This is a genomic window from Pseudomonas sp. LAMO17WK12:I10, from assembly GCF_900215185.1.
GTDB classification, from domain to species: Bacteria; Pseudomonadota; Gammaproteobacteria; order Pseudomonadales; family Pseudomonadaceae; genus Aquipseudomonas; species Aquipseudomonas chlororaphis.
This window is the reverse complement of sequence record NZ_OBDX01000006.1, coordinates 29,406-42,334: the sequence shown is the minus strand read 5'-3', so window position 1 is coordinate 42,334 and position 12,929 is coordinate 29,406. Positions and strand designations below refer to the sequence as shown.

The window sequence follows — 12,929 nt, the reverse complement described above, 5'->3', positions numbered from 1 at the left end:
CGGCACAGTGTGTCGGGGCCTGTTCTATTCATGGCAGGAAAACCGCCGGGCCGATCCGTTTCCGGGGCGGCGGGGAGGGTGGTTATTCGGCGTCCAGGTGCATGGGGGTAATGACCCGACCATCGCTTTCGGCCTGGCCAAGGTTGGCATCGATGAAGTAGACCCGATCGTCCGCCAGTTGACCCTTGTCCACCAGGAAGTCCTTGATGCTGCTGGCCCGTTCCTGGCCCAACTGGCGCAACAGCACATCGCTGCCACTCCAGAACTTGATCACGCCTTCACGCATTTTCGCGGTGCGCTCTTCCTTGCCCAGGTCCTTCCATTCGGCCGGTGGCTGGGTCTTGAGGCGCGTGCGATAAATGCCCTCCAGCAGCGGGGCTTTTTCTTTCTCCGGTACTTCCAGCAGCGACGCCTGGGCCGGCACCTTGTCGCCGCGGCGCTGGAGCATCTTGTAGTAGTTGTACTGGTATTCCCGCTCCAGGCGTTGCTCGGCGATCAGCGGGCCATCGCTGCTCTGCGCGGCGGTGCCTTCGATCTCCAGGCGCAGGGTCGGACGTTCCTTGAGCGCATTGGACAGCTTGACCAGCGCCGCTTCCGATTCCGGGCTCAAGTCACTCGAACCCGGGGCGAACGAGACACTGCCCAAGTCTTCCGAACCGCCACCCGCGACCAGCCCGCCAATCAGTTTGAACGGTGCCGCGGCAGCCTTGACGATCAGGTTGCGCAGGGTCTGCCAGACAATCGGCATGACGCTGAACTGCGGGTTGTTCAGATCGCCCGTCACCGGCAGTTCGATGGATATCTTGCCGTCGACATCCTTGAGCAAGGCGACCGCCAGTTTCAGTGGCAGGCTCACGGCATCCGGGCTGTCGACTTTTTCCCCCAGCTCCAGTTGTTCGACCACCACTTTGTTTTCGGCCTTGAGCTGGCCGTTGGTGATGACGTAGTGCAGGTCGAGGTTGAGCCGGCCCTTGCGGATGCGGTAGCCGGCGAACTTGCCGGAGTAGGGGGTCAGGTTGGTCAGTTCGACGCGTTTGAAGCTGGTGGCGATGTCCAGTGCGGCCATCGGATCGAAAGGGTTCACGCTGCCCTTGATGGTGACCGGCGCATAACGATCGACCTTGCCCTTGATATCGACGTTGGCCGGTTTTGCCTGGCGGCTGTCGATGGTGCCGATCTGGCCATTGAGTTGCTGGACGGCCGTGGCGAAATTGGGGGTCAAGCTGAAGTCGGCGAAGTTGGCCGAACCGTCGTTGATGGCGATCTGGCCGATATGGATGCCCAGGGGCTTTTCCTTGGCGGCCGGCTTGGCTGCGCCTTTCGGCGCGCTGTCGGCCGGTTGCGGGATCAGCAGGTCATCGATGTTGGTGGTGCGGTCATCGTTGATCATGAAGCGCGCATAGGGCTGCATCAGGTTGACCTTGTTGATCGTCAGGCTGTCGCCGTGCTGATAGTTCAGGCCTTCGAGCACCAGTTGCTGCCATTTCACGAAATCGCGGGTTTTCAGGGTGTCCAGGGTGTGCAACTGGTCGACCTGGGCGCGGCCAGTCACGCTGAATGTCAGGGGATCGATGTTTTTCAGGTCCACCGCCAGGTCGCTGCCGAGCATGCCGCTGCGCAGCTCCAGGCGAATGAACGGGCTGATGTAGGACTGGGCGACCCGCAGGTCGATGTCCTTGGTCTGCACCGCCAGCTTGGCGGTCACCGGTTGCAGGTTGACTACGCCGTTGGCGAGGATCTTGCCCTGTTTGCCCACTCCGGTGTCGAGCTTGAGGTTGAAAGGCGACTGGTTGAGGCTGTCGAAGTTCTGCACGTCGACGTTCAGCGGGCCGACCTCCAGGGCCACGGCCGGCTTGGCCTGACGGTCCGCCAGGTGCACCTGGTAATTGCGCAGTTGCACGTCCTTGAGCAGCACCTGCCAGGGTTTGCTCGGCGCCGGAGCGGGAGCCGGCGGAGTATCGGCGGCGGCCGGAGCGGGCTTGGCAGCCGGTTTGGCCGGCTGGCTGGCAAACAGTTTCTGCCAGTCCAGTTGGCCATCGGCCTCCAGGGCGGCCCAGGTTTCCAGTTTCTGGCTGCGGATCTTGCCGACCACCACTTGCTGCTTGGCCAGGTCGACCGTGGTTTCACTGACGTCCAGGCGCTCCAGGCGGGCCAGTGGCCGACCGTCGGGGGTCTTGATAGCGAAGGGCGCGACGCTGACCGAGGCATCGCTGAGCAGCAGCTCGGTTTCCTTGGCCAGGTTCAGCTTGTAGCGGGTGTTGAGGTTCAGTACGCCGTCTTCCAGGACCAGGGGCAGCGCGTCACGGACATAGGGCCACCAGACTTTCATCTTGCCGTCGGTGACTTTCAGGGTGCCTTCGGACGCGATGGGGACCAGGCTGAAGTTGCCGCTCCAGTCGATCTGGCCACCCTCGGGCCCGGCGGCGACCAGGGTCATGTCGGCATTGTCGTCGGGCAGGGTGCTGAGGTTCTTCAGTTCGAAATCGAGCTTGTCGTACAGGAACTCGATGGGCTCGCTGGGCCGCGCGTCCTGGAAGTGCACATAACCACCGGCCAGCTTGATGCGCTCGATACGCAGGGGGAACGGTTTGGCCTCGGGGTCGTCCGGAGTGGGTTCGCTGGCGGGCAGGTTGAACAGGCCCAGCAGGTTGAGCTTGCCGTCCTTGGCGAACAGGATCTCGCTCTTGGGTTTGTCCAGCTCGATATCGGCCAGGTGCAGTGCGCGGGTCCAGAGGCTGTCCAGTTGCAGGTTGGCGTAGAGACGCTCGAAGGCCACTTGCTCCTTGCCCGGCTCACCGATATTCAGGCCCCAGAGTGTCAGTTCAAGACTGAACGGGTTGAGTTCGATGCGCTGGATCTTTGCCGGTACCGTCGCGTAGTTGGCCAACTGTTGATTGGCCACTCGCAAGGCGATGCCCGGCAAAATCAGAAAGCCCAACAGGCTGTACAGGGCGAGAGCGGTCAACAAGGCGCCGATAGCGCGGATCAATCCTTTGGACATGCGAGGCTTCATCTATCTGAATCGGAAGTGCGTTGGAGTATGGCATGCGTTTCCGGTTCCGAAACAATCCCATCACGGTCGCAAACAGGATTGTTCAGATTCCTCGCGAGAGATCACAGATGCAGGATCAGGGTCTTGAGCGGCGGTTGCTGGTCCATGGACGGGAAGTCGCGAGCGGGTGTCAGCACCTGCCATTCGCGTACCGGGCGACCGGCTTTTTCGGCACAGCGCAGTACCTGTTCGCGCCAGTCGTCCAGCGTGACTTTCGCCAGGTTGTTGCAGCAGATCAGCACGCCATTGTCGGCGGTGGCCAGCAGGGCAGGCTTGAGCAGACTTTGATAGTCGCGCAGCAGGTCGACGGTGCCGAATGCGCTCTTGGCCCAGGCCGGCGGGTCGAGCAGCACCAGGTCGTACTGGCGCTGTTCCAGGCGTGGGTAGCTGGGCAGCTTTTGCCCACGGCGCTGGCTGATGGGCAGGCCGGCCAGTTGCCGGATCGCCGGGAAGTAATCCGATTGCACGAACTGCATGGCCGGCAATTGCGGGTTGAGCTGACCGTTCTCGCGGCCGACCGCCAGGTTGCCCTCGGCGAAATCCAGGTTGCATACCTCGCGGGCACCGCCTGCCGCGGCACTCAGGCCGACACCGCAGGTATAGGCGAATAGGTTCAGCACGCTCTTGTCGGCGCTGTGGGCCTTGACCCAGCCACGGGCGTTGCGCAGGTCGAGAAACAGCAGCGGGTCCTGGCCGGCATGGCGACCACGTACCCGGTAGTTCAAGCCCCATTCGTGGCCAACCAGGTCTTTGAGCGCCTCTTCTTCGGCGCGGTAAACCGAGTCCTCGCGGTCGATGCGTGAGTTGCCCCGGGAGCGGTCGTTGTAGACCAGCAGGGTGTCCAGGCCCAGTCGCTGCTGGACGGTCTCGTGCAATTGCAGCAAGGCATCGCGCTCCAGCGTCTGGTGAAAGCTTTGCACCAGCAGCTGCGGGCCGTAACGGTCGATGGTCAGGCCCCCGGCGCCTTCCTGGCTGCCATGGAACAGCCGATAGCAGTCGGTGCCTTGCTGATGCAGCTCGACGAGCAGGTCCTGGCGATGATCGAGGGCGGCGCGCAGCGCCTGATTCAAGGAAGACATGCGGGCGCCTTGCGGATGATTGGGCGGGGCAGTTTACCAGCTTCGGCCACCCCCTGTAGGAGCAGCCGGTCGACGCTCGATTGCCCGCGAAACAAACGTCATGGCGCCGCAGTGTTACAGGCATGGCGCGTCATCGTTGACGATTTATCGCGGGCAAGTCTCGCTCTTACAGGAAGGGCGCTGGCTCAGCGTTCGATGGCCAGCGCCACGCCCTGGCCGCCACCGATGCACAGGGTGGCCAGGCCTTTCTTGGCATCGCGCTTGAGCATTTCGTGCAGCAGGGTCACCAGCACCCGGCAGCCCGAGGCGCCGATCGGGTGGCCGAGGGCGATGGCGCCGCCGTTGACGTTGACCTTGTTCGCATCCCAACCCAGTTCCTTGCCCACCGACAGCGCCTGGGCGGCGAAGGCTTCGTTGGCCTCGATCAGGTCCAGTTGCTCCAGGGACCAGCCGGCCTTGTCCAGGCAGCGGCGGGTCGCCGACACCGGACCGATGCCCATGATCGCCGGGTCGACCCCAGCGTTGGCGTAGGCGGCGATCTTCGCCAGCACCGGCAGGCCCAGGGCCCGGGCTTTGGCAGCGCTCATCAGGATCACCGCGGCGGCGCCGTCGTTCAGCGACGAGGCGTTGCCGGCGGTGACCGTGCCGTCTTTCTTGAAGGCCGGCTTGAGCTTGCCCAGGGATTCGGCGGTGGTGCCGGCGCGCGGCTGCTCGTCGGTGGCGAAGGCCACCGGGTCGCCCTTGCGCTGGGGAATCAGGATCGGGGTGATCTCATCGACAAAACGCCCGCCTTCGATGGCGGCCACGGCCTTCTGCTGCGAGGCGGCGGCGAAGGCATCCTGGGCTTCGCGGCTGATGGCGTATTTGTCCACCAGGTTCTCGGCGGTGATGCCCATGTGGTAGTCGTTGAAGGCGTCCCACAGGCCATCGCTGATCATGCTGTCGATCATCTGGCTGTGGCCCATGCGCAGGCCGGTGCGGGCACCGGGCAGCACATAGTTGGCCAGGCTCATGTTCTCCTGGCCGCCGGCGATGATCACCTCGGCGTCGCCGCAGCGGATCGCCTGGGCGCCCAGGTGCAGGGCCTTGAGGCCGGAGCCGCAGACCTTGTTCAGGGTCAGCGCCGGCACCGCGTGGGGCAGGCCGGCCTTGATCGCGGCCTGGCGCGCCGGGTTCTGCCCGGCGCCGGCGGTGAGCACCTGGCCCATGATCACTTCATCGACCTGGGCGCCGTCCAGGCCGGTCTGGGCCAGCAGCTGGCGGATCACCGCGGCCCCCAGGTCGACCGCGGGAATGTTCGCCAGCGAACCCTGGAAACTGCCGACCGCGGTGCGGGTGGCGGCAACGATTACGACGTCTTGCATGGCGCGAATCCTCATCGTTATTGACAGCATCGGTCGGCGGCATTGGCAGGTGACCGGTGCGCGAGAACTTGGAAAATCATGGTTGCATAGAAGGTCGCGACGCCGCCAATCGCGAACCGGTGGGTCGCGTTCTGTTCGCCCGGTCGGGTATTACAGGCCCATGCGCCGGCGTGCGCGATGTATCGAGCCGTTGCGTACCGCCCAGCGCAGCATCGGCGCACTGCGGTTGACGCTGGCACGGATCAGCTGGCGTTGCAGCAGACCCTGGTTGACGCCGAGCATGTCGCTGGCCCAGTCGGGCAACAGGTCGATGCCGGCCTGCATCATCAACGAGCCAAATGGCTTGGCCAGGCGGCTTGGGGCAGGTGCCGCCAAGAGCAAACGCAGCACTTCACGGCTGCGTTCATCGCAGAGCAGCTGGGGGCGCGTCCGTGCCAGGTAATCCGCCACGGCCCGGCGCGAGCGCGGTACATCAGTGGCGCCAAGACGCTCGGCGATCAGCGCGACTTCTCCGTAGTAACGGTCCTGGTCGGCAGGCGACAGGTGCGGGTTGCGATAACGCAGGTGCGCCGCCAGAAAGCTGCTGACCTCGGCCACATGCACCCAGGTCAGCAGTTGCGGATCGCTGGCGGCGTATGGCCGACCGTCTGGTGCATGGCCGACGATCTGCAGGTGAATGGTGCGCACCTTGTCGATCAGCCATTCGGCATCCTGGCGCGAGCCGAAGGTGGTGCCGGAAATGAACTGCGCGGTGCGCCGCAGGCGCCCGATCATGTCTTCCCGGAAGTTCGAGTGATCCCAGACCCCAGCCAGGGCCAGCGGGTGCAGGGCCTGCATCAGCAAGGCGCTGATGCCGCCGATCAGCATGCTGCTGAAATCGCCATGCACCTGCCAGCAGATGGCGTCCGGGCCGAACAGGCCCGGGTCGCCCTTGGGGTTGTCCAGGTCGAGCTGACCCAGCGACAGGCCACCCAGGCTCATGACCTGGGTTTCGATACGACTGCGAATGAATTCCATACCGCTTGGCTGTTCCTTGGTTGAGGCCCGAGGCCCGCTCAGAGGTTCAGGCGCTTATCGATCAGGCCCTCGACCACGCTCGGGTCGGCCAGGGTCGAGGTATCGCCCAGGCTGTCGAGCTCATTGCAGGCGATCTTACGCAGGATACGCCGCATGATCTTGCCCGAACGGGTTTTCGGCAAGGCCGGCGCCCACTGGATCAGTTCCGGCTTGGCGAAACTGCCGATCTCGCGACTGACCAGGCTCAACAGTTCCTTTTTCAGCTCATCGCTGGGCTCGACGCCATTCATCGGGGTGACAAAGGCATAGATGCCCTGGCCCTTGACGTCATGGGGATAGCCGACCACCGCGGCCTCGGCGATGCTGTCGTGCAGGACCAGGGCGCTCTCGACTTCGGCGGTGCCGATGCGATGCCCGGACACATTGATCACGTCGTCGATGCGTCCGGTGATCCAGTAATCGCCGTCTTCATCGCGCCGTGCGCCGTCGCCGGTGAAGTAGTAGCCCGGGTAGGGTTTGAAATAGGTCTCGACCATGCGCTGCGGGTCGCCGTAGACGCTGCGGATCTGCGCCGGCCAGCTGGCCTTGATCGCCAGGATGCCGCTGCCGGCGCCGCTGATTTCCTTGCCGTGCTCATCCAGCAGCACCGGTTGCACGCCGAACATCGGGCGGGTGGCGCAGCCCGGCTTGATGTAACTGGCGCTGACCAGCGGGCTGAGCATGATGCCGCCGGTTTCGGTCTGCCACCAGGTGTCGACGATCGGGCAGCGCTGCTCGCCGACGCTATTGAAATACCATTCCCAGGCTTCCGGGTTGATCGGCTCGCCGACAGTGCCCAGCAGGCGCAGGCTGCTGCGCGAGGTGTGCTGCAGCGGCTCGGGGCCTTCGCGCATCAGCGCCCGCAATGCGGTGGGAGCGGTGTAGAAAATGTTCACCCGGTGCTTGTCGATGACCTCCCAGAAGCGCGAGCTGCTCGGATAACTGGGCACGCCCTCGAAGATCAGGGTGGTCGCGCCATTGGCCAGAGGGCCGTAGACGATGTAACTGTGGCCGGTGACCCAGCCGACGTCGGCGGTGCACCAGAAGACTTCGCCTTCGCGGTAGTCCAGTACGTATTTGAAGGTCATCGCCGCTTGCAGCAAGTAGCCACCGGTGGTGTGCAGCACGCCTTTGGGTTTACCGGTGCTGCCGGAGGTGTAGAGGATGAACAGCGGGTCCTCGGCGTCCATCGGTTGCGGCGGGCAGTCGTTTTCGACGCCGCGCAAGGCCTGGTGATACCAGAGGTCGCGGCCTTCGACCCAGTTCACCGGGTTCTGGGTGCGCTCGACCACCACCACGGTGCTGACGTTCGGGCAGCTTTGCAGGGCCTTGTCGACGTTGTTTTTCAAGGGTATGAACTTGCCGCCGCGCACCCCTTCGTCAGCGGTGATCACGGTGCGGCAGTCGGCGTCGAGAATGCGGTCGCGCAACGCGTCCGGGGAAAATCCGCCAAAGACCACCGAGTGCACCGCACCGATACGGGTGCAGGCGAGCATGGCGTAGGCCGCCTCGGGGATCATCGGCATGTAGATGCACACCCGGTCGCCTTTTTTCACGCCGCGGCTTTTCAGGACATTGGCCAGGCGGCAGACGTAGTGATGGAGTTTCTTGTAGGTGATTTGCAGCGATTCGGCCGGGTCGTCGCCTTCCCAGATGATCGCTACCTGATCGCCGCGTTTTTCCAGATGGCGGTCGATGCAGTTGTAGCTGACGTTCAACTGGCCGCCGGCGAACCAGCTGGCGGCGCCGGTCTTCAGGTCATAGCGCTGCACGGTTTGCCAGGGAGCGCTCCAGTCGAGAAAGCGGGTGGCCTGTTCGGCCCAGAAGGTACTGGGGTGTTCGATGGATTCGCGGTACAGCCGCTGGTAGTCGTCCTGACTCAATTGTGCGGCCCGGCGGACGGCATCGGCTTGGGGGAACATGCTGATATCGAACATGACGGTTCCTTATTCTTGTTTTAGCGACAAGTAATAAAGATGCGCCTTGATCGGAAGGGGTTCAAGGGGAGGGCGGTCTTGGGCGACCGATCGCGAACCGGCCCGCTGCTATGCAATGGTTTGCACAGCAGTGGGCCGGTTCGCGAAGGAGGATTTCAGCGGGCTATCAGCCGCGGTGGCGACCGCGGAAATAGTTGATCAGGCCCTGGGTCGAAGCATCCTCGGCCGGGGTTTCTTCGCTGCCGACCAGGCGGTTGTAGACGCCCTTGCCCAGCTCCTTGCCCAGTTCCACGCCCCATTGGTCGAAGGCGTTGATGCCCCAGATCACGCTCTGCACGAAGACCTTATGTTCGTACATCGCCACCAGCGCGCCCAGGCGGCGCGGGCTGATGCGCTCGACCACCAGGGTGTTGCTCGGGCGGTTGCCGGGGATCACCTTGTGCGGTGCCAGCTTCTGGACTTCGGCCTCGCTCAGGCCTTTTTCACGCAGCTCGGCCTCGGCCTCGGCGCGCGTCTTGCCGAGCATCAGCGCCTGGCTTTGCGACAGGCAGTTGGCGTACAGCCACTGGTGATGGTCGGCGACCGGGTTGAAGCTGACGATCGGCACGATGAAGTCGGCCGGAATCAGCTGGGTGCCCTGGTGCAACAACTGGTGGTACGCGTGCTGGCCGTTGCAGCCCACGCCACCCCAGATCACTGGACCGGTGTCGGTGGAAACCGGCGTGCCGTCCTGGCGTACGCTCTTGCCGTTGGATTCCATGTCCAGTTGCTGCAAGTGCTTGGTGATGTTGCGCAGGTAGTGGTCGTACGGCAGGATCGCGTGGCTTTGCGCGCCCCAGAAGTTGCCGTACCACACGCCCAGCAGGGCCAGGAGAACCGGCATGTTCTGCTCGAACGGCGCGGTCTGGAAGTGCTGGTCCATGGTGTAGGCACCGGACAGCAGTTCCTTGAAGTTGGACATGCCAATGGCCAGGGCGATCGGCAGGCCGATGGCCGACCACAGCGAGTAACGCCCGCCGACCCAGTCCCACATCGGAAAGATGTTCTCTTCGCGGATGCCGAAGGCCACCGCGGCGGCGTTGTTGCTCGACACTGCGATGAAGTGGCGATACAGCTCGGCCTCGGAGCCGCCCTGAGCCAGGTACCAGGCGCGTGCGGCCTGGGCGTTCTTCAGGGTTTCCAGGGTATTGAAGGATTTCGACGAGACGATGAACAGCGTGGTTTCGGCGCGGATCTTCGAGGACAGCTCGTGGAACTCGCTGCCGTCGATATTGGCCAGGTAATGGCAACGCACGCCTTTCTGGGCGTAGGACAGCAGTGCTTCGGACACCAGCTCCGGGCCGAGGAAGGAACCGCCGATGCCGATGTTCACCACGTCGGTGATCGGCTTTTCGGTGTAGCCACGCCACAGGCCGTCATGGATGCGCCCGACCAGCTCGGTGATCTGGTTCAGCACCTTGTGCACTTCCGGCATCACGTTGACGCCGTTGACCGACAGCTTGTCGCCCACCGGGCGGCGCAGGGCGGTATGCAGGGCCGGACGGCCTTCGGAAGAGTTGACCAGCTCACCGGCGAACAACGCCTTGATCGCGTCCTGCAGGCCGGCTTCATTGGCCAGGCCCACCAGCAGGTTGCGGGTTTCGGAGGTGATCAGGTTCTTCGAGTAATCGAGAAAAAGCCCACAGCCGCTGAGGCTGAATTGATGAAAGCGCTGCGGGTCGGTATTGAAGGCCTCGCGCATGCTGAAATCCTGCATGGCCTGGCGGTGGTCATTCAACGCTTGCCAGGCGGGCAGAGCGGTAACGTCGTGAGGAGTGCGGTAGTACGCCATCGCTGCGGTTTTCCTTTTACTTGAACTGCCTGTTGGACACTGAAAAGCCCGGAACGTCCTGCTCGAAGAATAACGTTCGGTCAAACCTGCGCTGACACGATTAAGCACGCAGGGCGATAACAGTAACTCTCGCGTGCTGATCTGTCTTGGCTTTGTCTGACCTGCGGCCGGTACTTTTTTATACCGGCGCCTCAGAGCCGCGCACGAACGGGATTTCAGGGCTGAGAATGACTGGGGTTCAGGCGACCTGAACCGGGATGGCATGGCTGGTGTGGCTCAGCTCGTTGCCCGGCGCCATATAGAGCATGCGTGGCTTGAAGTTGAGCAGTTCGGCTTCGCTGTAGTGAGCGTAAGCGCAGATGATCACCCGGTCGCCGACCTTGGCCTTGTGCGCGGCGGCGCCGTTGACCGAGATCATGCGCGAGCCTTCCTCACCACGAATGGCATAGGTGGTGAAGCGTTCGCCATTGTCGACGTTGTAGATCTGGATCTGTTCGTACTCACGGATACCGGACAAGTCCAGCCATTCGCCGTCGATGGCGCAGGAGCCTTCGTAGTCGAGCACAGCGTGGGTGACTTCGGCGCGATGCAGCTTGGCCTTGAGCATGATGGCGTGCATGAGTGGTTCTCTCGGTCGGATCCTCGAACAGGGCCCGCAGCATCGCTGCAGGCCCCGGGCGGCGGCAGTTTGCCCGAAGGTCGGGCTTCGGGCAATCAGCCTTTGGGACCTAGGCGTCGAGGTCCAGATGCAGGTTGTCGATCAGGCGGGTAGCACCCAGATAGGCCGCCGCCAGGATTACCAGGTCGCGGTCTTGCGCGGTGGCCGGGCGCAGGGTCCGGGCGTGGCGGATTTCCAGGTAATCGGGGCGAAAACCTGCGGCTTCGAGCACTCGTTTTTGCTCATCCAGCAGCTTTGGATAGTCCCGCTCGCCCTGGCTGATGGCCTCGGCGATCTGAGTCAGGCCACGATAGATCGCGGGGGCGATGGCACGTTGTTCCTCGCTCAGGTAGCCGTTGCGCGACGACAGCGCGAGGCCGTCGGCGGCCCGCACGGTGGGCTCGCCGATGATCTGGATCGGCATGTTCAGGTCATGCACCAGGGCGCGGATCACCGCCAGTTGCTGGAAGTCCTTCTGGCCGAAGACCGCAAGGTCCGGCTGCACCATGTTGAACAGCTTGCTGACCACCGTGGCCACTCCTTCGAAATGCCCGGGACGGCTGGCGCCGCACAGGCCTTCGGAGAGCTGCGGCACGCTGACCCGGGTCTGGCCGTCCATGCCGTCGGGGTACATCTCTTCGACGGTCGGGGCGAACAGCAGATGGCAACCGGCTTGCAGGAGTTTTTCCTGGTCGGCGGCCAGGGTCCGCGGGTACTTGTCGAGGTCTTCGCCGGCGCCGAACTGCAGCGGGTTGACGAAAATGCTCGCCACTACGAAATCCACCCGCTGGGCCGCCTTGGTCACCAGGGCCGCATGACCGCTGTGCAGGTTGCCCATGGTCGGTACGAAGCCGATGCGCTTGCCCTCGCTGCGGGCACGGGCCACAGCGGCACGCAGTTCACGTACGGTTTTGACAGTATTCATGCAGAAAACCCGTGGTCGGCGCCTGGGAAGGTCACGGCCTTGACTTCATTGACGTAGGCGCTCAGGGCCGCTTGGATGCTTTCCTGGCCGGCCATGAAGTTCTTCACGAACTTCGGCGCGCGACCACTCAGGGACAGGCCCAGCATGTCGTGCAGGACCAGCACCTGACCGTCGGTGCCGCTGCCGGCACCGATGCCGATCACCGGAATCTTCACCGCCTGGGTGATTTCCGCCGCCAGTTCGCTCGGCACGCATTCGAGCAGCAGCATCGCTGCGCCGGCCGCTTCCAGGGCAATGGCGTCGGCACGCATCTGCCGGGCCTGGTTTTCGTTACGCCCCTGGACCTTGTAGCCGCCGAGGATGTTCACCGATTGCGGGGTCAGGCCCATGTGGGCGCAGACCGGGATACCGCGTTCGGCCAGCAGGCGGATGGACTCCGCCAGCCAGAGCGCGCCTTCGACCTTGATCATGTGCGCACCGGCCTGCATCAACTGGGCGCTGTTGTTCAGGGCCTGTTCGGTGGTGGCGTAGGCCATGAACGGCAGATCGGCGAGGATCAGCGCGCCACTGTTACCGCGTTTGACCGCGGCGACGTGGTAGGCCATCTCGGCGGTAGTGACTGGCAGTGTGCTGTCGTGCCCTTGCAAGACCATGCCGAGGGAGTCGCCCACCAGCAGTACTTCAACGCCAGCCTGGCAACAGGTGTGGGCGAAGGTCGCGTCATAGCAGGTCAGCATGGTGATTTTTTCACCTTTCTGCTTGAGGCCTTGCAGGGTGGTCAGGGTAATGTCTGGCATGAAAAAGGGTCCTCATTCAGGCGCTCTGGAAACTGCTGCGAGTAACGCGCGTGATTCTTTATCTATGCAGGCGCACGGTCTGTTGTCGTGCTTATAAGGCCTGGCCCAAGCTATGTGAAAGCTACTGCGCTCGGTAATCCTGCGTTAAAAACAGGCTCGGGCTGCTCATTTACAGCACGTAAACTCCGCTCCCTCGCCTGTTTTTGCCTGGTCTTACCTTCGCTCGCTAC

General features: G+C 63.5%; 9 protein-coding genes. All 9 read right to left on the bottom strand.

Features of this window, described 5'->3' with window-relative positions:
• Positions 1–82: 82 nt before the first annotated feature.
• Positions 83–3,001, bottom strand: coding sequence for a DUF748 domain-containing protein (locus tag CRO75_RS09045; protein ID WP_097135038.1), 2,919 nt, complete (start codon positions 2,999–3,001; stop codon positions 83–85).
• 113 nt (positions 3,002–3,114) lie between these two features.
• The gene (locus CRO75_RS09040; protein WP_097135037.1) at positions 3,115–4,131 is read right to left on the bottom strand and encodes a class I SAM-dependent methyltransferase; all 1,017 of its coding nucleotides are present in this window, start codon (positions 4,129–4,131) and stop codon (positions 3,115–3,117) included.
• Between the two features lie 185 nt (positions 4,132–4,316).
• On the bottom strand, positions 4,317–5,495 hold the full coding sequence (locus CRO75_RS09035; protein WP_097135036.1) for an acetyl-CoA C-acetyltransferase: 1,179 nt from the start codon (positions 5,493–5,495) through the stop codon (positions 4,317–4,319).
• A gap of 150 nt (positions 5,496–5,645) precedes the next feature.
• Positions 5,646–6,512 carry an oxygenase MpaB family protein gene (locus tag CRO75_RS09030; RefSeq protein ID WP_097135035.1) on the bottom strand — a complete coding sequence of 289 codons (867 nt, stop codon included), beginning with the start codon at positions 6,510–6,512 and terminating at the stop codon, positions 5,646–5,648.
• A gap of 38 nt (positions 6,513–6,550) precedes the next feature.
• The gene (acs, locus tag CRO75_RS09025; RefSeq protein ID WP_097135034.1) at positions 6,551–8,488 is read right to left on the bottom strand and encodes an acetate--CoA ligase; all 1,938 of its coding nucleotides are present in this window, start codon (positions 8,486–8,488) and stop codon (positions 6,551–6,553) included.
• A gap of 166 nt (positions 8,489–8,654) precedes the next feature.
• The gene (gene pgi, locus CRO75_RS09020; RefSeq protein ID WP_097135033.1) at positions 8,655–10,319 is read right to left on the bottom strand and encodes a glucose-6-phosphate isomerase; all 1,665 of its coding nucleotides are present in this window, start codon (positions 10,317–10,319) and stop codon (positions 8,655–8,657) included.
• Positions 10,320–10,557: 238 nt separating this feature from the next.
• The gene (panD, locus tag CRO75_RS09015) at positions 10,558–10,938 is read right to left on the bottom strand and encodes an aspartate 1-decarboxylase (RefSeq protein ID WP_007924662.1); all 381 of its coding nucleotides are present in this window, start codon (positions 10,936–10,938) and stop codon (positions 10,558–10,560) included.
• Between the two features lie 109 nt (positions 10,939–11,047).
• Entirely contained in the window at positions 11,048–11,902 is an 855-nt protein-coding gene (gene panC, locus CRO75_RS09010; RefSeq protein ID WP_097135032.1) for a pantoate--beta-alanine ligase, read from the bottom strand.
• The gene (gene panB / locus CRO75_RS09005; protein WP_097135031.1) at positions 11,899–12,699 is read right to left on the bottom strand and encodes a 3-methyl-2-oxobutanoate hydroxymethyltransferase; all 801 of its coding nucleotides are present in this window, start codon (positions 12,697–12,699) and stop codon (positions 11,899–11,901) included. Before panB ends, panC begins: the two co-directional genes overlap by 4 nt.
• Positions 12,700–12,929: the final 230 nt, after the last annotated feature.